Raw genomic sequence first — 21,026 nt, 5'->3', positions numbered from 1 at the left:
AGATTATTCTTCGCTTTTCTTTTTCTTTACTCCGTGAAAGTCCTTCAGATAAAAAGGCTCAAAATAAGCCATATCTTCAAATTCTTTGTTTTGTATTTTCTCCAGAGTCTTTCTGATGAGATATTGAGAAGAAGGATAAACGTTTTCATTAAAAACTGCATCCGGAAGATTCAGAATCTCTTTTGCTTTTTTAGCACCATCCCCTACAAACAGAACTTTTTTATCTTTAAATTCTTCAAAAGATTTTTCATCCAGAATCTTGGCTTCAGTCCCGGATAATTCTTTTCCTGTTTTGCCATCATAAACGGCCGTATAAACCTCCATTCTCCTTGCATCGATCAAAGGTATTATATAATCGAAGTTATCGCCTAAAAAAGGCTCTATCATACTTTCAAGAGAATTCACTGCTACCAGAGGCACTCTGAGTCCATAACAAAACCCTTTTGCAGAGGCAGCTCCAATTCGTAGGCCGGTATAAGATCCGGGGCCTTTTCCTAAAGAAACAGCTTCGATATCTTTAAGTGTAATCCCCGCTCCTTCCAATGCCCATTCTACGTAAGTGTGCAGGCTTTCAGACTGTTTATAGTTTTCAGAAACTTCTTCACAAAGGCATAATAGCTTCTCATTGTCTGATATAGCTACTGAACAGTTCTTGGATGATGTTTCCAGATATAGAATTTTCATTTTTTTATTTTAAGCTAAACAGCAAAATTGCAAAAGCAAAACCGCATTTAATTTTGTGCAAATTTACTCCATTATTTTGGACTATTTTCTATAAATCGTTCTTGGCTCCGCCTGAGCACTCGGATAGATAGTCATATCTGAAATAGTAACGTGTTTCGGAGCATTTACACAGTAAGCAATGGCATCAGCAATATCTTCCGCTTTCAGGGCATCATAGCCTGCATACACCGTTGAAGCCTTTTCACTGTCGCCTTTGAACCTTACCAGAGAGAAATCGGTTTCTACAGCTCCCGGCTGGATGTTGGTTACTTTGATTCCAAATTCGGTAAGTTCCAGTCTCATACCTTCCGAAATAACGTCTACTGCTTTCTTTGTTGCACAGTACACTACTCCGTTCGCATAGGTTTGTCTTGCTGCTACAGAACTGATGTTTACAATATGACCTAAGTTTTTAGTTTTCATCGCCGGAATAATCATTTTGGAAACATAGAGTAATCCCTTTACATTTCCGTCAATCATAGAATCCCAATCATCCGTCTTACCAGCAGAGAGAGGATCTAACCCATGAGCATTGCCGGCATTATTAATCAGAACATCAATATCTTTCCAGTTTTCAGGAAGGGAATTAATGGCCGCTTCCACTTCTTCAAGATTCCTTACATCAAATACTAAACTAAATATTTCGGTGTATTGAGAAAGTTCTGTTTTTACAGATTCCAGCACCTTACTTCTCCTTCCACAAATAATAATTCTGTTTCCTTGTTTTGCAAGAAGCTCTGCAGTGGCTTTACCTATACCGGAAGTTGCACCGGTGATCAATATTGTCTTCATAAAATTGGTTGTTAAATGTCCGAATGCACTCCTCTATCAATGTCATGATTCTGTTACATTCAAACATTGTTGTATTGATATATTAATTCGCATCAAAAGACTGAAAAGCATCTTTGATATGGTCAATTACTAAATTTTTATTTTCATCGGGAAGAACAGAAATAATATCAAACCTGGCTTCCTGACCGTTATTACATTCCTCCAGATAATGATTAGCTGCAGAAACAATAGATTTTATCTTTGTTTTGGTTACAGCTTCCTGAGGAAGGATGAAGGCATCGGTGGATCTTGCTTTCACTTCCACGATAATAATCAGATTATCTTTTTCAGCAATGATATCAATTTCGTTTTGCTTAAAACGAAAGTTTCTGGCCTTAATGGTATAGCCGTTTTTCTGAAGATAATCAGCAGCGAGATTCTCTGCTATTTTTCCAAAATCATTGTGATGGGCCATAGTGTATAATTAAGAGTTTGGAGATAGGAGAGTAGTAGTGCCTTAAAAATCTATTTTTACATTAGCATCCACTTTCATTTTCACGTTGGCACCGATTAAAAGGGGTCTGTTGTCCTTAATATGTCCATTCGGGAAAGCAAACACTACGGGAAATTTATATTTTGAAATTCTGTCTGAGATCAGTTTATAAACGAACTCATCAAAACTTTCATCATAGCTTTGATTTTCCTTTTCATCCCCCATATTGGTCATTCCACCAACAATCAATCCTTTGATTTTATTGAAAACACCTGCCAGCTCCAGACTCATGATCATACGGTCCAGTGCATAGAAGTTTTCCCCGATATCTTCGATAAACAGAATCTTGTCTTTAAAGTCAAATGAATATCTGGTTCCAAGAAGGGCATAGATAAGGGCTAAATTCCCACCAACCAGTTCTCCCTGAATATTCCCCTTTTTATTGAATGGGTGAGGTTTAAGGCTGTATTTTGGCTTTTTCCCTTTCAGGATATCGAAAATAAGATCATAACTTTCATCAGTAACTCCAAAGCTGGATGTTTTAACAGTCTGCCCGTGAATGGAAACGAAACCTTTTTTCATCAGATAACTTTGGATAACTGTATTATCGGAATATCCAATATACCATTTCGGGTTTTCTGAGAAATTTTTCAGCTTCAGATGCTGAAGCAGATGCTGGCAACCGTAGCCTCCTCTGGAAGCCCATACAGCTTTTATTTCCTTATCATTAAAAGCCCAGTTGATATTTTTTGCTCTTTCCTTTTCTGTTCCGGCGTAATTATATCCGTTTGAAAATTTAGTGTAGAGATGTTCTCCGGGAACGGGTTCAAAACCTCTGCTTTTAATCATTTCTATTCCTTTTTCCAGTTGAGTGGCATCTACAGCTCCTGCAGGGGAAATAACAGCTATTTTGTCTCCTTTTTTAAGAGACTTTGGAAAGATCATTTTTTTCATTTTGCTTTTTGATATTTTACTTCTTTCTTTTCTGCTTCCTCCAGTTGTCTTTCAAACTGATTGAATTTTTTGAAACTCTGCAGGAAAATAAAGAAACTGAAGATAATAAGAATACAGCCAACAACTCTTCTGATCTGGTTGGCCAGTTTTTGTGTTAATTTATCATGAAACTGCTTGGCAAGAAATATCTTGGCAAGATCTATAGAAAGGTAAGTGGCCAGTACTATGCTGATGTATAAAATAAAACTGCTGGTGTCCGGATATTGATTCCTTACGGAAATTACCGTTACCAGCCAGAAAAGGATGACTCCCACATTGAGAAGGTTAAAGAAAAAACCATTGAAAAATGTCTTAATATAATTCTGTCCAATAATCCTTTCTTCGCCGGGCATATGCATTTTTGTTTTGGTAACCAGCATCACAATCCCGTAAACAAAAATAAGAATAGAAGTGATCCTGTAGAATCCCGGATGTTTATCTATTAACGTTACAATATCTGTACTGGCATAATAGGCTGCTACAATGCATAATAAATCTGCTGTAATGACGCCAAGATCCAGTGACAAGGCATGTCTGGGGCCTCTGGAAAAGCTGGTTTCAATAAGCAGGAAAAAAATAGGTCCTATGAAAACCAGGCTTAGCATAAATCCTAATATGACGGCAGATAGTACAAGTTCTAGCATTAAGTAGTGTTTTAAAATGAATAAAAATTCATTTCGTTTAATACAAAGTTAGACTTTATGATTTAATTATTCAATAAAGTTGTGATATATCAAGTGGATTTTAATAACACTTTAATGTAATTTTTTATTAAGGAATAGGAGAGGAGTGGAGAGTACATTTCATACTTTTTATATTTAGAAAATAAAAGGCTGACGGTTCGGTAACACATCAGCCTTTATAATTTTATCAACAGTCTTCTTAAAGAATTAATTCTTTACTTCACAATCTGGAAGTCAAGCTGCTTCTGAATCAGATTGGCTTTCACCACCTTAATCTGAACTTCATCTCCAAGCTGGTATTTATTTCCATGTCTTATTCCGTATACAGCATGAGTTTTCGCATCATACATATAGGAATCATCCACAAGGTCTCTCAACTTGATCAAACCTTCAGCACCATTCTCAGGAATTTCAACCCAGAAACCAAACTCTGCTACTCCGGAAATCACTCCTCTGAATGTTTCTCCCAGATGTTTTTCCATGAATTTCACCTGCATGTACTTGATGGAATCTCTTTCCGCATCAGCTGCCAATCTTTCCATAGCACTGCAGTGTTTTGCTTTTTCTTCAAGCTCACCTCTGTTTGGAGATTTTCCTCCATCCAGATAATGCTGAAGAAGACGGTGTGCCAGCAAATCCGGATAACGACGGATAGGAGAGGTGAAGTGACTGTAATACTCAAAACCTAAACCATAGTGGCCGATTGGTTCCGTAGAGTATACCGCCTTACTCATACTTCTCATAGCAAGCGTTTCAATCATATTTTCTTCCCCTTTTCCTTTTACATCATGAAGAAGTTTATTCAAAGACGCAGCCACTTTTTTGGTATTGGCCAAATCCATTTTATATCCGAAAGTAGCAACGAAGTCTCTCAACGATTCCAGTTTTGCAGGATCCGGATCATCGTGTACCCTGTAAATAAATGTATTATTGGTGATCTCACCTTTTCTTGAAAGGGATACAAATTCTGATACTTTTTTATTGGCTAAGAGCATGAATTCTTCGATCAGGTGATTGGAATCTTTACTGATTTTAAAGTAAACCCCAACCGGCTCATTATTTTCATCAAGATTGAATCTTACTTCACTTCTGTCAAAAGTAATGGCTCCTTTTCGGACACGTTCATGACGCATTATTTTGGCCAGCTTATCAAGCGTATTGATCTCTTCAGCCAGATCTCCCTGTCCGGTTTCGATACGCTCCTGCGCTTCCTCATAAGTAAATCTTCTGTCTGAATGAATAACCGTTCTTCCGAACCACTGCTTTTGAATTTCAGCATTGTCATTCAGTTCGAAAACTGCAGAAAAAGTATATTTATCTTCATGTGGACGAAGTGAACAGACATCATTACTCAATACTTCCGGCAGCATCGGCACAACCCTGTCAACAAGGTATACCGAAGTGGCCCTCTGATAAGCTTCATCATCCAGAATAGTTCCCGGAACTACATAATGGGATACGTCTGCAATATGAACCCCGATTTCCCAGTTTCCGTTTTCCAGCTTTCTTATGGATAAAGCATCATCAAAATCCTTAGCATCCTTAGGGTCAATCGTAAACGTACAGATATCACGCATATCCCAGCGTTTTGCAACTTCTTCATCTGTGATGCTTCTGTCGATTTTATCTGCGTCAGCTTCTACTTCCGGTGGAAACTCATAAGGAAGACCATATTCAGCAAGGATAGAGTGGATTTCTGTTTCATGTTCTCCCGGAGCACCCAGCACCTGAATGATCTCTCCTTCCGGATTTTTGTCACCCGGTCTCCACTCTGTCATTTTTACAATGACCTTATCACCATCTTCAGCATTGTTGAACTTTCCTTTCGGAATAAAGATATCTGTGTTGATTGTTTTTTTATCACAAACCACAAATCCAAATTCCTTGTGGGTAACCTTCTGAAATGTTCCTACAAATTCCGTTCTGGTACGCTCCAAAACTTCCAGAACAGAGCCTTCCAGCTTCTTTCCTTTATAATGATAAGTTATAATAAGAACCTTATCTCCCTGCAGCGCATCCTTCACATTTTTGGAATGAACGAAGACATCATCTTCCAATCCTTCCACACTTACATAAGCATTTCCACTTTGGTTGAAGTCAATAGTTCCGGTAAGCGTTCCTGCGATTTTCAGGTTCACGATATACTTTCCTTTTTCTACTTCTTTAATCTTTTCAGATCCCTGAAGTTTGTGCAGTGCCTGGATCACAAGTTCTCTTTGTCTTGGATTTTTGTAATCTATTCCGTCAGCGATCTGCTTATAATTATAAATTTTGGATGAATTTGCATTCATAAAACGGAGGATCATTCTTCCGATCTCCATCATTTTTAAATCATTTTTATGACTTATATATTTTCTTTTTTTTGGCATTTTAATTTTCTTTTAATTGTTTTGATCTTTCTCAACTAAGACCATTTTCTAAATCTTCCTTATTCGTCCTTTGTATAAGGTCATTCAATTTCATCATTAGAATCTTTCCGTAAATCATCAGAAATTATCTTTCAGTTTACTTACAACGGGAGCTTTAGTTTTGTATAAATTTAATACAATTCTGGAGAAGAAAAGAGAAAAACCTTCTATTAATATATTTCAAATATAAGAAAGGCTTTGGAGAAAAATAGAGTATAAATTTCTATCGGACACTGCAAATGTACGAATAAAAAATAAATAAGGCTTGCAAAGTGATTTACAAGCCTTATTTTATTTATTTAGCAAAATGCAATTTTGTCAACTCTGTTCTGGTGTCTTCCACCTTCGAAGTCTGTTGAAAGAAATTGATCTACAATTTCCAGCGCCAGTTCTTTAGCTATAAATCTTGCCGGCAGTGAAATCATATTGGCATCATTATGCTGTCTTGCCAGTGTTGCAATGTCCGGCATCCAGCACAAAGCACATCTTATTTTCTGGTGTTTGTTCGCAGTGATCTGAACTCCGTTTCCGCTTCCACAGATCAGGATTCCCAGCTCATTTTCTCCGTTTTCCACAGAGGTTGCGGCAGGGTGTACAAAGTCCGGATAATCCACACTGTTTGTGGAAAACGTTCCAAAATCCTGAACTTCAAACCTTTCTGAAAGATAGTTCTTAACAATCTCCTTATATTCATAGCCGGCATGGTCCGCTGCGATCGCAATTTTTCTTTTCATAATACTCTTATTAAGCTTTATTAGATTCTATTTCCTTACAAAGGTAAGAATAATAACAATTCGTGTTAGTAAACCCTGAGTTAATTGTGAAAAGGTATGTGAATAACTGTGGAAAACTTTTCTCAACTTTCTATTTTTAAAGATCAATTTATTTCGTAATAGAAATTCTTTCCGAAGATTTTTACCACAACTTTCCAGATGTTTTCTTCAGCTATCCCCAGATTTTTCCATAATAAAATAACTAATAATGGCTTCATTTCAAAGTTATCAACATTTGTTAATAAGTGTGTGAAATAGCGGGTTTACAGGAATTTATATTGTGAGTTAAATATGAATTGGATACAAGTTGAATGTTATCAATTATTATCATAAAACTTATCCCCGAAATTCACAACACTCAACAACAACTACATTATTCTTTTTTTTAAAAGAGAAAAAATTGTTGATTAATGGGTGATTGGGTTCGGGGAAAGTTTTTGAAAACTTTTATTTTAATCAAACTGTTGAAAAAGTTTAAAACCTTACATTTGTGAAACAAAAATTCAATGAGATTTATGAAATTGTTCTTGCGAGATTTTACCAAAAGCTAAAACGGATTTCTGCAGGACGGTCTCATAAGGCTTAGCAAAAAATAAATCTATTTATGAAAACAATCAATGATCTTAATTTTAAAGATAAGAAGGCTCTGGTAAGAGTGGACTTCAATGTTCCGCAGGATGATCAACTGAAAGTGACAGACAATACAAGAATTGTTGCTGTGAAACCTACAGTGGAGAAAATCCTTAATGATGGTGGTTCTGTCATCTTAATTACGCACCTTGGAAGACCTAAGGGAGAGGTTAAAGATGAATTTTCCCTTAAACATATTGTAGGCGAAGTTTCTTCTGTTTTAGGACAGGAAGTAAAGTTTGTGGATGAATGTATCGGAGAGAAAGCAGAGCAGGCAGCTGCCGATTTAAAACCGGGGGAAATCTTATTATTGGAAAATGTACGTTTTCATAATGAAGAAGAAAAAGGAGATGCTGCATTTGCAGAGAAACTTGCAAAGTTAGGAGATGCTTATGTAAATGACGCATTTGGTACGGCGCACAGAGCTCATGCTTCCACAGCAGTAATCGCTCAGTATTTCCCATCAACTAAATATTTCGGTTTGCTAATGGCTAAAGAGCTTCAGGCCATCGATAAAGTATTGAAAAGTGGGGAAAGACCTGTTACAGCTATTTTAGGAGGTTCTAAAGTTTCAACTAAAATTACCATTATAGAAAATATACTTCCTGCAGTAGACAACCTGATCATTGGTGGAGGTATGGCATTTACCTTTATTAAGGCACTTGGAGGAAAAATTGGTAATTCTCTTGTAGAAGAAGATAAGCTTCCTTTGGCACTTGAGATTTTAGGAAAAGCTAAAGAACATAAAGTAAAAGTATATCTTCCTTCTGATGCTATCATTGCTGAAAGCTTTAATAATGATGTGGAGAGAAAAGAAGCTGATATCTATGCAATCCCTGAAGGATGGATGGGACTTGATGCCGGCCACAAATCAAGAGATCAGTTTAATGATGTATTGTTGAATTCAAGAACTATTCTTTGGAACGGACCTATCGGGGTTTTTGAAATGTCAAATTTTGCTGGTGGTACAGTTGCTTTAGGAGAGAGTATTGCTGAAGCAACAAGACTTGGTGCTTTCTCTTTAGTTGGAGGAGGTGACAGTGTTGCTTTTGTTAAGCAATTCGGATATGCTGATCAGGTAAGTTATGTTTCTACCGGCGGTGGAGCAATGCTTGAAAGTCTTGAAGGACTTGAGTTACCAGGGGTAGCTGCCATCAATAATTAATAGAAAAGATAAGATATTGTAAGGTCTGCTAATATAATTAGCAGGCTTTTTTTATTTCTGAAATATATAGAAAATCCTTTATTGATCGGTATTTCCATTGTATTATAGATATAACTTATAGTTATATGTGATTAAGTTGAATTCTCTTTCAACTGCTTAAGCTTTTAAAGTATTTTTTCTTATCAGAATCTTCCTTTATATCTCCGTAATTTTAGTGTTTTTTTCTGTTCTTTAAACAGACTTTTTGGAGATCATAGGCTCATTTTTTTGCTTTGTAATTTTGAAATAGTAGAAAGGTTAATGAATTTTATTCATCAATTTTCTGGTAAATTTTACCTGGTTGAAGATCTCTATTTTAAAAGCAGTTTTGATCGTTTTTTATTTTGAGATTTATTTTTCCAGGTAGTTTTTTCATTGGTGTAGGTAACCTAATTACTGAACTTATAGATTTTATTTTTGAAATAGGGTAGATTTACTTTTTCTTTCTTGCTTAAAACAATCTGATAGTTATTTTAAAACAGTATTTTATATCTAACTTATTTCATATAAGTGTGAAGACTTTGTAATTTAGTGAATTTCAATAAATAAGCTTATTAATTTTGTTTTTTAAATGGTTTGATTTATCTTTGATTATTCCTTAAGTATTATAAAATGAACAAGTTACCAGCTTTTCGTATGATACATTATTGTAAGAAAAAATTAGGTAGTTTTTTGAAATACTTTTAGCATTGAATTTTTTTTAAGAATTAATTTCTGATAAAATTTTACAAACTCGCTTTATTGTTTTCTGATATTTTATATTTGTCATTATTCTTGATGAGTAGGGTAGGGCAGTTCTTATTTTCATTTCCTGCATCTTTTGAATCAATTTGAAAAAATGTCTTGTCTGACTGTTGGTTTTTATTTTGTCTGAGATACTGAAAAATTGACCTTCTATAATACCTTTAAAATCGATTTTCTGGTTTTTTCCGGGAATTTATATACTGATTTATTTTTAGTAGGAAATGCTATTGTTTTTGTGAAAATTTATTTTATAATTCTCTTTTTTATATTTTTTTTCTTTTGATGCTTTTTAAGAAGCTTGTATAATGTTCAGGTATAATTTTCAGCTTAAGAAAGATTATGCATTATCCTCTTTGAATATTTTAAAAATAGGGTAGGGGATAGGTCTGTTAATTTTAATAAAAAGATAATCAGATTAAAAATTGCATTTAAAGTTGGTAAAGAAATTATTGATTGAATAGATATAAAAAAATAAAACCCAGGAGAAAAAATCCTGAGTTTTTATTTTTCTAGCTAAATTTGCTAAAAATTGACCTTCATAAATAGGTCAAAAATCAATTTTCTATCTTTTTTTCGATAATGTATATCAAACTTGAAAATTCGTTCGAAAATAACGCCTTTACGTTGGAAATTGTTCCAAAGATCACTGCTTTTAGCCAAAATAGGGGTGATTTTTTGTATTTTTCGCTCAACATAGAGATATAATATGAATCAAGTACCAAAGGTTTAATCTTTCTCATTTTCCAGTCGGGATTTTTAGAAATCAAGTTTTCCATACCTTTTTTTGAAAAATGATAGATATGTCTTGGAACATCATAAGCGGCCCAATATTCTTTATAATGTTTCGCATCATAGGAAGTAGGGTTGGGAACTGCAATGACAAGAATTCCTTTTTCTTTTAATTTTTCATGAAAAGCAGTAAGCATTTCATCCTGATTCTCGATGTGTTCAAATACATGCCATAGTGTAATAGCATCTAAGGTGTTACCTTCAATTTTATGAATGTCATCTAAAATAGAAGCCTTGGTTATTTTTCCCTGTGCTGCTTTTCTGGCATCAGAATCCGGTTCAAATCCATAGGTTTCAAAATCATTTTCAATATACTTTACAAATTCTCCTGCACCGCATCCGTAGTCCAGAACTTTTGATCCTTTTTTTATTCTGTCTATCAGGATATTTTTTTTGTACTGAAGATTGAATGATTGAAGAAATTTATAAAGTTTTTCCTTCAAACTTCCGGAATCCTGATGGTGGGAAATATAATCTTCACTTTCATAATATCTGGAAATATTGGATGGAATAGGAGTGGTTTTAAAAACTCCTTTTGTTTCAGTCTCTTTAATCTCAAATATTTCCTGTGAAAGAAAATGATCTTTTATTTTCATTGTAAGTAAATATCTTTAGTATGATAAAAAAATTAAGATATTCAGAAGTGTTTTACGCTTATAAATACCTTAATTTTTGTTTTTTATTTTTTAATGTTTCACGTGAAACATTTTTATTAACGACCTAAATAAACCAATAAAACATTGATATCAGCAGGGGAAACCCCGCTAATTCTTCCAGCTTGTGCAATAGTCTTCGGACGTACATTAGACATCTTTTGTTTTGCTTCTGCAGATAGGCTGGAAAGCTTTGTATAATCGAAATCTTCAGGGATTTTAATGTTTTCCAGACGATTCAGCTTAGCAACGTTTTCTTTTTCTTTTTCAATATAACCTTTATATTTTATATTGATCTCCGCCTGCTCTCTTACTTCATCGTTATATTGGGTAGAAACTTCTTTAATAAAATCGATTTCATCCAGTTTTTTTAACGTCATATTAGGTCTGGTAAGGATTTGTGCTGCTCTGTACGCCTGATCAACAGGGCTGCTTTCGATAGATTCCAGGACAGGGTTAATAACACCTGGTTTTAAAGAAGTTTCCCGAAGAAACTCTTCAAGTGATTGACTTTCAGATACTTTAACTTCAATACGTCTCAATCTTTCTTCTTTTGCCAATCCTAGCTGATATGCTTTTTCTGTTAATCTGATATCGGCGTTATCCTGTCTTAAAAGAAGTCTGTATTCTGCACGTGAAGTAAACATTCTGTACGGTTCTTCAGTTCCCTTTGTGATTAAGTCATCAATCAATACTCCAATATAAGCTTCATCTCTGTTTAAAATAAAGTCTCCTTTTTCATGTACTTTATTATGTGCATTGATTCCGGCAATTAATCCCTGGCCAGCTGCTTCTTCATATCCGGTTGTTCCATTGATCTGTCCGGCGAAATATAAATTATCAATTAATTTAGTTTCCAGCGTATGTTTCAATTGGGTAGGAGGGAAGTAATCATATTCAATAGCGTAACCCGGACGGAAAATTTTTACATTTTCAAATCCTGGTATATGTTTCATCGCTTTGATCTGTACATCTTCCGGGAGAGAAGAACTGAATCCGTTGACATAGATTTCCACAGTTTTCCATCCTTCCGGTTCTACGAAAAGCTGGTGTCTGTTTCTTTCTGCGAAACGGTTAATTTTATCTTCAATGCTTGGACAGTATCTTGGGCCTAAACTTTGAATCGTTCCATTAAACATTGGACTTCTGTCAAAGCCTTCTCTTAAAATATCGTGTACCGTTTCATTAGTATATACAATATGACAGCTTAGTTGTTTGGTGAGTTTGGGTGTATCAAGATAGCTGAACTTTTGAGGATTTTCATCTCCTTTCTGTTCTTCCATTTTTGAATAATCTAAACTTCTTCCGTCTACTCTCGGTGGAGTACCGGTTTTCATTCTTCCTGCTTCGAAACCTAAAGTGACCAATTGTTCTGTAATTCCAAAAGCTCTCGGTTCACCCATTCTTCCTCCTCCTAATTGTTTATCTCCAACGTGGATTAATCCGTTAAGAAAAGTTCCGTTTGTAAGAACTACAGATTTTGCTTTAATCTCAATTCCTAAAGAAGTAACCACTCCGGCTACTTTATTATTTTCAACAATCAGTTGTTTCACCATATCCTGAAAGAAATCAAGATTTGGAGTGTTCTCTAATGCTAAACGCCATTCTTCGGCAAAAAGCATTCTGTCATTTTGGGTTCTCGGAGACCACATCGCAGGACCTTTTGAAAGATTAAGCATCTTGAATTGGATCGCAGATTTGTCTGCCACAATTCCGGAATATCCTCCCATTGCATCAATCTCTCTTACGATCTGTCCTTTTGCGATTCCGCCCATTGCCGGGTTGCAACTCATCTGTCCGATGGTCTGCATATTCATTGTAATAAGCAGTGTTTTTGAACCCAGGTTAGCTGCTGCTGCTGCTGCCTCACAACCTGCGTGTCCTGCACCTACTACTATTACATCATATATTTCTGAAATCATTTTTATCTCGCTTGTTTTAAGCTTTAAACCTTATCTTTATAACCAATGTTTCACGTGAAACATTTTTGGAGAATGCACTCTAGGTAAACTCATATTGTTGCTAGGATAGAGTACTTTAGATATGGGACTTTAAGTGATTCTTCAATTTTAAAACTCTAAATCCCTGTATTTATCCAGGTACAGATCTTCCATTCTCCGCATCTCTTTTTCTTCCTCTTCCGTCTTGTCTTTATAGCCTGCAAGATGTAAAATACCATGGGCTAAAACCCTTCTTAATTCTTCTTCATAATCTCGGGAAAGGGTAGAGGCGTTATCAGAAATGCGCTGCAAAGATACGAAAATCTCAGCGCTTATTGTCTTACCTTTTACATAATCAAAAGTGATGATATCTGTATAATAATCATGCTGCAAATAATCCTGATTAATCTTAAGAAGATATTCGTCATCACAGAAAATGTAATTGATTTCTCCTAATTTTTTTCCTTCTGAAAGAATAAGATCTTCCAGCCATTTTTTGTAATCTGTACTTACCGACTCTGGTAAGTTTTCGTAAAAGAACTGTATCATTTTTTTAAAACCAGTGTCCTAAAATAACACTGAATATACCTTTTTGGTTATTTTTTAGGGAGTGGCTGAAGTTTACTTTTATCTGCCCGAAAGGAGATTTGTAACCAGCTGTAATTCCCAGTGAGCTATAATTTACTTTAACTGCATCTTCAAACTTGATATCGTTTGATAAGTTGGCAAAGGTAAAGTTTCCGCTGATAAAATAGTTTTTATTAAACTTAAACTGGATATCATTTGATGCCAGTATTACATTGTTTGTATACAACTGGGCGAAATAAAATCCACCAAAGCTTTTAAAATTGATGAGATTCTGCTCAAAAATTCCGCCTAATCTGTATTGGTAATAGCCTGGAAGGTTTTCACCGATAGTAACTCCTCCAAACAGATTGAGACGATAGCTGAATTGTTTGCTAAGCGGAATATTAAGCTTAAGGTCCGCTTTGATCTGAATAATTCTTTTATCAACTTCAGACTTTAAAAGATCTACAACCTTTCCTTCTGCTGCAAAATAAACCCCTTTTGTAGGGAATTCCTTATCATCCTGAGTGTCGGTCTTAATAAAAACATAAGGATTCAGAAAACGGCTGTATCGCCTGTTATCTCCATTGCTGTTTTCTGCTTTAAAATAATCGTGGCTAATACCGCCGCCAATGGCAAATTTATCCTTCCACGTAGACTGTATATAAGCTTCATTTCTGATCCATTCCCAGCGGTCTACTACATAATTATCTACATTCTTTATATCAAAGCTCATTCCTGACGAATAGAGACCAACTCCCGGAATGTATCCGTTATCTACAAAATAATTAAGGTAATATCTGAGACGGTCTCCTACAACAAGATCCACCGAAAGGTTTGAATTTTTGAATAAAAGTCTTTTGGCAGAATAATTCAAAAGAAGTCCTGTTTTAAAAACTTCGTCATAATGTAATCCGAATTTTAAAAAATGACGGGCATCATCTTCAGTCACGTAAAGCTTCAGATAGTTGGCGTCATTCTCCTGAACGATATCATAATTGATAAATTTGTAGTTGTTGGTAGCAACAAGTTTATCTATCATTTTATTAATGCTTCCATAGGTCTGCAAAGAGGGAAGGCGTAATCCCATTTTTCCCAGCGTGTAGTTTTTACCATAAATTTTGCTTCCTTCAATGGAAATACTGTCTATTTTATAAACATTGGAATATATAGGGTTCACCTGTTGTCTGAGACGGTCAAATGATCTCTTTGGCAGTTGGTCTAATACCTGGGAATATTTCATACCTTCCACATATCCGCTGTCGAGAATTTTCTTTTTATCATCGTAGCTTGTAGCGGACATTCCTTTCAGATTTGGTTTAATATTGATATCTGTGTATCTGTATTGTCTTCGGGTATCTCTTTTGATGCCGAAATCTATGACCTGGTTCAGAATGGCTATAATATTGTTTAAATCCTCTCTTTTCGAAAGATCCTGGTTAAGGTCCACACCAATGACGATGTCAATTCCTTTGTCCTTTAAAGGCTTTGAGGGATAGTTTACCGTCATTGCTCCGTCAATATAAATACTGTCACCAATTTTTACAGGATCCATTAAAGAGGGAAACGCAGAACTTGCCATAATAGACTGTACGAGGTCTCCTTTTTCAAAAATCTGCATATTGCCACTTTCAAGATTGGTAGCAACGCAAAGGAATGGAATAGGCATTTTGGAAAAGTCTTCAATATTGGAAACGTTTTTGAAAAGTTCTTTCAGAAGATAAACATTTCTCTGGCCGGTACTGATGGATGAGGGAAGTGTGATTTTGCCGTTTTTAAGCGGAATGGATAAAAGATATTTATCTACGGATTTGTTGAAAAAGCTGGCTTCCTGCCGCGACTTTGGATCCATAATCAGAGAATAGAAATCAGTATCCATGACTATTTTTTCTATTTCTTTTCCGGAATAGCCGGCGGCATACAATCCGCCTACAATGGCTCCCATACTGGTTCCGGAAATGTAATCCACTTTCACTCCCAATGAATCCAGCACTTTAAGAACTCCAACATGTGAAAATCCTTTGGCTCCGCCACCGGCCAGCGACAGGCCTATTTTTGGATTCTTCGGAATTACCAGATTTTTTTTTACCTGAGAATGGATCAATAACAGTGGGAATATGAAAAGCAGAATCAGGAGTTTTCTCATAGTTAATCTTTTATATAAATCCGTTTCACCCGAGGTGAAATGGAGGTTAATACTTCATAGGTTATCGTTTTGCAGTAGCCTGCGAATTCTTTTAAACTTGGTTGGGCATTAAAAACAGTTACTGTATCACCTTCCTTTACATTCGGAATATGGTCAACATTGATCATCATCATATCCATACAGATATTTCCAACGATGGGTGCCAGTGTTTTATTAATTCCGACATTTCCTACCTGATTTCCGATCAGTCTAGGAATTCCGTCCGCATATCCCACAGGAATTGTTGCAATTCTTGTAGGATGATCTGCTTTATATCTTCTGCTGTATCCTACCGATTCCCCGTTTTCAACGGTTGATATCTGTGAAATTACGGTTTTAAAACTTACAACAGATTGTAATTGTTTCTGAATTTCAGCATCTGCTGATTCTCCCAGCATACCAATACCGATTCTCACCATATCATGTTGATGATCTTTATAGCTGGTAATTCCTGCCGAATTCAGAATATGGCGTATAGGAGTGTAACCCAGTTTTTCAATAAGGTAACTTGAATTTTTATCAAAAACCTCCAGTTGTTTCAAAGTAAATTCTTTTTCTTCAGGCATATCAGAAGAAGATAGATGGCTGAACATACTTTGGACCTTTACATTTTTGTGGCTTAAAGTTTCGCTTAAATGATCCAGCTCAAAATCTTTAAAACCAAGACGGTGCATTCCTGTTTCCAGTTTGATATGGATTGGATATTTCTTATCATATCCGGACTTCTGAACCGCTTCATAGAATAATTCCAGAACTCTGAAACTGTAAATTTCCGGCTCCAGGTTATATTCTATAATTGTTTGATAACTGTGCTGTTCAGGATTCATCACAATAATAGGAGTAGTAATCCCTTTTTTACGAAGCTCTACACCTTCATCAGCATAGGCAACTCCAAGGTAATCTATATGATGGTGCTGAAGGAACTCTGATACTTCAAAACTTCCTAAACCGTAGGCATTGGCTTTTACCATAGCCATCATTTTAGTTCCCGGCTTCAGCAGTGATTTGTGATAGTTGATATTATGAAGAATCGCATTAAGGTTTACTTCAAGTACTGTATCATGTTTTCTGAGTTCAAGAATATCTTTCAGTTTTTCAATCTCAAATTTCCTTGCTCCTTTGAGTAAGATGATCTGATTTTCTATGTCACTAAGATGTTTACTTTCAATCAGCTCTTTAGTATCAATAAAAGTATAGGTTTTAGCTTTAAATAATTCACTGAAGTTTGAAATTTCATCACCGATCAGAAATACAGAATCAAAATTCTGTTCATTCACCAATTCTGAAACTTCTTCGTATAATTCTTTGGCATTGGAATTCACTCCAACGATATCTGTTAAGACCAGTGATTTTTTGGATTTGTTGTATTCATTTAAAAACTGAAGGGCAGTCTTCAAAGAATCGAGGTCGAGATTAAAAGAATCATTGATGATAATATTGCCTTTAATTCCTTCAATGGCTTCAAGCCTCATTTCAACGGCTTTTAAAAGGTTGATTTTTTCAACGATCTTTTTATTTTCGATATTCAGTTCCTTAAGCACAGAGATAAGCGCCATAGCATTGGTTAATGTCGCTTCGTCTCTCTGATGCACCGGAAAACTGATTTCTTCACCCAAATATTCAACAATAATATTTTCATCTTTAGAAATATTGTTTTTGATGAAAACCTGATTATCTTTTTTAAAACCGTAAGCAATTAATTTTTTATCAGAATAGGCTTTTTTAATTTTTTGATCAACCAGAGCATTGTCTCCATTATAAATGATGACCTCAGAATTTTTGAAAAGAATAATTTTTTCATCAATCAATTCTTCCTCGGAAGAAAAGTTGGCAGCATGTGCGGTTCCGATATGAGTTAACAATCCGATCTGAGGATGGAAAATATTTTCAAGTTTTTCCATTTCATCCGGTTTTGAAATTCCCACTTCAAAAATTCCCAGTTGATGAGAATTGTTGATTTGAAGAAGAGACAGCGGAAGGCCGATCTGGGAATTAAAACTCTTAGGGCTTTTCACTGTAGGAAATTCATTCCACAGACATTGATAGAGCCATTCTTTTAATATAGTTTTACCATTACTTCCCGTAATCCCGATGGATTGTAAATGAGAATGTTCAAAATGATACTTTGCTAACTTTTGAAGAAACTCTACAGAATTTTCAACAATGATCCAGGTTATATTTTCAAACGCCGGATAATGATGTTCAGAAATAATGACATTGATTCCCTTGTCCATTGCAGACTCAATAAATTTTTCACCGGAATTTTTGTGAGTATTGATCGCAATGAAAGCTGTATTCTTGATAGAATAAATAATCCTGCTGTCGTATGCTATATTTTTGATCAATAAACTTCCGTCACCAATGAACTGTGAATTGGTGATCTCTGCAATGTGTTGTACTGTATAATTCATTGGTACCCTTTCTGCTTTTTTTAGCGAAACGGCAAAAAGGTAAAATAGTAAAAGGGCTAAGATTTATGACATCATCCGGTTTTTCCTTTTTAAATATTTTACAGTGTAGCTTTTTCGCTTTTCATTTTATATTAGTGAATATATTTTACGGTTTATAGCAAACAGTTTTACAATTTAGTGATTTCGTCGTCTGCTTTATCCGATTATTTTCTTTTTGAAAGTACTTCGTCAATAAAAACACGGCGGCTTACTGCTTCATAACTTTCTGTTTCTCCCAGTTCCACCAGATTATCTCCCTGTGAAGTTCTCATCGAGTAGTTGGCAAGATTACCGGTTCTCTTACAAATAGCATGCACTTTTGTAACATACTCTGCAGTTGCCATCAAATTGGGCATTGGCCCGAACGGACGGCCTAAAAAGTCCATATCCAATCCTGCAATAACGACTCTGATCCCGCTATTGGCGAGCTGGTTGGCAACATCAACAATGCTTTCATCAAAAAACTGAGCTTCATCAATGGCTACTACATCACAATTGGAAGCCAGCAGAAGAATTTCATTAGGGTTTTCTACTGCTGTACTGCGGATTTTATTCTGATTATGGGAAACTACATCCTCTTCAGAATACCGTACATCCATTTTTGGTTTAAAAATTTCCACATTCTGTCCTGCCATTTCCGCTCTTCGCAATCTGCGGATAAGTTCCTCGGTTTTACCGGAAAACATAGAGCCACAAATTACTTCCATCCAACCACTTTGTTTGGAATGATTAATTGTATTTTCTAAAAACATTTGTTAAATTAGCCGTATATTTTTAACATCAAAAGTAAGCAATTTTAATAAGAATCTTATTATGCAGAATATCCAAGATTTAAAGGAAAAGATTTTTTTTGAATCCATGAATATCATTGATAATCTGGACAAAATAAGTAATATAGACGAATTACTTTCCAAGCAAGATCTTGTGGATGAGCTTGCTAACAGGATTTCTTTTTTGAAACTGCTGGAAAAAAATATCGAATACTTCGTAGCAGACAATCCGGCACAGAATCCGGACCATCAGTATGCCTCTTTTGATTCCGGAGAAACAGAGCATCATGATACCGGAAATGAAGTGACGGAAGAAGAGGCTATTTTCAATAATGAACTGAACGAAATTGATGAAAATGAAGTTTTTTCAGATCAATCTGAAGAAGAAGCTGTTTTCAATAATCAGCTGAATGAAATTGTTGAAAACGAGTTCCATGAAAATATCGTAAGCTTTGTAGAAGAAAATAAGACTGAAAACGCACCTGAAAATAAGGAACAGGATTTTGGAAATGAAACGCTGGAAGAAGAAGCAGTTTTTAATAATCAGCTGAATGAAATTGATGAAAATGAAATTTCAGAAGAACAAAGAGCTGTTCTGAGTTTTGTGGATGAGGATAAAATCCTTGCAGATTCTACACCGGATTCGGATGAAGATCTTAACGAAGATCTGTTTTATAATGAAGTAACAGCAGAAGAAGCGGTTTTTAATAATCAGCTGCATGAAATAGAAGAACAGGAATCACTAATTTCCGGAGAGGAATCGAAGAAAGAACCTGAGTATGCGGTAGCAGATGATGTGAAATCTTCCGTTACAGAAACCATTCCAAGCATTTTTGATACAGAGACGCTGGATGATGAAATACTGATTGAAGAAAACGAAGAACAATTTGTGGCTTCAAACATTTCCATAGAACAGGGAGAAATGGCTACAGAGACTTCCAATGTAGAAAATATTCTGAGTGAGATCAAAAATGACCATTCTGAAGAACCTGTAAAAGAAGAAAGCATTCTTGCTGAAGTCTATGATCGCAGAAAGATTGTCGAAATCGACAAGCCTGTTCCCGAAGAAACAGATAAACATCGTTCCGATGAAAGCTTCGAAAATTTAGAAGAATACCATCGGGAGAAAAAAATAAAATTAGCCAATATCAAAGGAATGAAGGCTGTTCAGTCACTTTTTGATGACGACCACCTGGAACTTCCCAAAGAAGAGAAAACAGCTCCGGCTGTAAAAGAAGATACAGGAAGTATTCTGAAATCCAATATTCCAACCCAATTCATGGAAGCAGATAAGCTGAAGCCTGAATTTAAGCTGGATCTGAATGACAGACTTGCCTTCACGAAGATGCTTTTTGAAGGTAGCCAGGCAGATCTGAATGATACCGTTTATCAGCTGAACCAATTTAGAACACTGGAAGAAGCCAAAGAATACCTGAGTGATCTGTACTATGACAGAAAATGGAATAAGGTGGATGAATATGCACAGAGACTTTGGATATTGGTGGAAAATAAATTCTTATAATTTTGAGCGGAATCCTATATTTTGTTCCCACACCTGTCGGGAACCTGGAAGATATGACATTCAGGGCAGTAAATGTTCTGAAAGAAGTAGATTATATTTTATGTGAAGACACCAGAACTTCAGGAATACTTTTAAAACATTTTGAGATTTCCAAGCCCTTAAAGTCTTATCATTTACACAATGAGCATCAGGCAACGGAGAAAGTGATTACAGACCTTAAAAACGGGCAGAATATTGCTATTATTACCGATGCAGGAACTCCCGGTATTTCAGATCCCGGATATTTACTGGCTAAAGCAGGAGCAGATAACAATATTGATATGATCTGCCTTCCCGGAGCTACGGCGCTCATTCCGGCACTTGTTGTTTCGGGTCTTCCTAATAACGAATTTCTGTTCGCAGGGTTTCTGCCGCAGAAAAAAGGAAGACAAACCAAGCTGAAGCAGCTTGCTGAAGAAAAAAAGACCATCGTTTTGTACGAAAGCCCTCATAAGATTAATACCACTCTGGAACAGATCAAAGAATTCTTCGGAGAAGAAACCAAAGTAAGCTTAAGCCGTGAGATTTCTAAAAAATTTGAAGAAACTAAAAGAGGAACAATCAATGAATTAATTGAGTTCTCCAAGAGTAAAACTTTAAAAGGAGAGATCGTCCTTATTGTCAATAATTCTATTTAATTTTCTTTGAAAAAATTAGTTTTTGTATTGTGTTCTGTAGTCTGTACAGCA

General features: G+C 35.6%; 16 protein-coding genes. 3 read left to right on the top strand and 13 right to left on the bottom strand.

The genetic code is table 11. The features are described from left to right. Positions 1 to 3 precede the first annotated feature (3 nt). The 7 genes from tsaB to rpiB form a co-directional block, all read right to left on the bottom strand. Positions 4 to 684, bottom strand: coding sequence for a tRNA (adenosine(37)-N6)-threonylcarbamoyltransferase complex dimerization subunit type 1 TsaB (tsaB, locus tag FFS26_RS06165; protein WP_137904555.1), 681 nt, complete (start codon positions 682 to 684; stop codon positions 4 to 6). Positions 685 to 765: 81 nt separating this feature from the next. Continuing rightward, entirely contained in the window at positions 766 to 1,515 is a 750-nt protein-coding gene (locus FFS26_RS06160) for an SDR family NAD(P)-dependent oxidoreductase (RefSeq protein WP_137904554.1), read from the bottom strand. Between the two features lie 82 nt (positions 1,516 to 1,597). Then, a complete protein-coding gene (locus FFS26_RS06155) occupies positions 1,598 to 1,969 on the bottom strand; it encodes a YraN family protein (RefSeq protein ID WP_110008951.1) in 372 nt (123 codons plus the stop codon). Positions 1,970 to 2,011: 42 nt separating this feature from the next. Then, entirely contained in the window at positions 2,012 to 2,941 is a 930-nt protein-coding gene (locus tag FFS26_RS06150) for an LD-carboxypeptidase (RefSeq protein WP_137904553.1), read from the bottom strand. Continuing rightward, on the bottom strand, positions 2,938 to 3,624 hold the full coding sequence (locus FFS26_RS06145; RefSeq protein WP_110008953.1) for a LysE family translocator: 687 nt from the start codon (positions 3,622 to 3,624) through the stop codon (positions 2,938 to 2,940). The genes FFS26_RS06150 and FFS26_RS06145 overlap by 4 nt, the downstream gene beginning before the upstream one ends. A gap of 254 nt (positions 3,625 to 3,878) precedes the next feature. Next, positions 3,879 to 6,032, bottom strand: coding sequence for a ribonuclease R (gene rnr, locus FFS26_RS06140; RefSeq protein ID WP_110008954.1), 2,154 nt, complete (start codon positions 6,030 to 6,032; stop codon positions 3,879 to 3,881). Positions 6,033 to 6,370: 338 nt separating this feature from the next. Next, the gene (rpiB, locus tag FFS26_RS06135) at positions 6,371 to 6,805 is read right to left on the bottom strand and encodes a ribose 5-phosphate isomerase B (protein ID WP_110008955.1); all 435 of its coding nucleotides are present in this window, start codon (positions 6,803 to 6,805) and stop codon (positions 6,371 to 6,373) included. A gap of 643 nt (positions 6,806 to 7,448) precedes the next feature. Here rpiB and FFS26_RS06130 point away from each other — a divergent pair. Continuing rightward, a complete protein-coding gene (locus FFS26_RS06130) occupies positions 7,449 to 8,639 on the top strand; it encodes a phosphoglycerate kinase (protein WP_110008956.1) in 1,191 nt (396 codons plus the stop codon). A gap of 1,337 nt (positions 8,640 to 9,976) precedes the next feature. On the opposite strand, the gene FFS26_RS06125 is transcribed toward FFS26_RS06130, so the two are convergent. The 6 genes from FFS26_RS06125 to FFS26_RS06100 form a co-directional block, all read right to left on the bottom strand. Next, entirely contained in the window at positions 9,977 to 10,807 is an 831-nt protein-coding gene (locus FFS26_RS06125; protein WP_137904552.1) for a class I SAM-dependent methyltransferase, read from the bottom strand. A 116-nt stretch (positions 10,808 to 10,923) separates the two neighbouring features. Continuing rightward, positions 10,924 to 12,786 (bottom strand): tRNA uridine-5-carboxymethylaminomethyl(34) synthesis enzyme MnmG, encoded by a 1,863-nt coding sequence (gene mnmG / locus FFS26_RS06120; RefSeq protein ID WP_137904551.1) that lies wholly within the window; start codon positions 12,784 to 12,786, stop codon positions 10,924 to 10,926. 147 nt (positions 12,787 to 12,933) lie between these two features. Further along, positions 12,934 to 13,353, bottom strand: a complete 420-nt coding sequence (gene ybeY, locus FFS26_RS06115; protein WP_137904550.1) for an rRNA maturation RNase YbeY — start codon at positions 13,351 to 13,353, stop codon at positions 12,934 to 12,936. A 4-nt stretch (positions 13,354 to 13,357) separates the two neighbouring features. After that, positions 13,358 to 15,517: a patatin-like phospholipase family protein gene (locus FFS26_RS06110; protein ID WP_110008959.1), complete on the bottom strand. Its 2,160-nt coding sequence runs from the start codon at positions 15,515 to 15,517 to the stop codon at positions 13,358 to 13,360. A gap of 2 nt (positions 15,518 to 15,519) precedes the next feature. Next, complete coding sequence (locus FFS26_RS06105; protein WP_137904549.1) at positions 15,520 to 17,967, bottom strand: bifunctional UDP-N-acetylmuramoyl-tripeptide:D-alanyl-D-alanine ligase/alanine racemase; 2,448 nt, start codon at positions 17,965 to 17,967, stop codon at positions 15,520 to 15,522. Positions 17,968 to 18,170: 203 nt separating this feature from the next. Continuing rightward, positions 18,171 to 18,758: a thymidine kinase gene (locus FFS26_RS06100; RefSeq protein ID WP_062672824.1), complete on the bottom strand. Its 588-nt coding sequence runs from the start codon at positions 18,756 to 18,758 to the stop codon at positions 18,171 to 18,173. A 61-nt stretch (positions 18,759 to 18,819) separates the two neighbouring features. Here FFS26_RS06100 and FFS26_RS06095 point away from each other — a divergent pair, with 61 nt between their 5' ends. Continuing rightward, positions 18,820 to 20,298, top strand: a complete 1,479-nt coding sequence (locus FFS26_RS06095) for a hypothetical protein (protein WP_137904548.1) — start codon at positions 18,820 to 18,822, stop codon at positions 20,296 to 20,298. A gap of 2 nt (positions 20,299 to 20,300) precedes the next feature. Beyond that, positions 20,301 to 20,975 (top strand): 16S rRNA (cytidine(1402)-2'-O)-methyltransferase, encoded by a 675-nt coding sequence (rsmI, locus tag FFS26_RS06090; RefSeq protein ID WP_047377914.1) that lies wholly within the window; start codon positions 20,301 to 20,303, stop codon positions 20,973 to 20,975. Positions 20,976 to 21,026: the final 51 nt, after the last annotated feature.

This window comes from Chryseobacterium sp. 2VB, assembly GCF_005503635.1.
GTDB lineage: Bacteria > Bacteroidota > Bacteroidia > Flavobacteriales > Weeksellaceae > Chryseobacterium > Chryseobacterium cupriresistens.
This window is presented reverse-complemented; position numbering and strand designations above follow the sequence as displayed.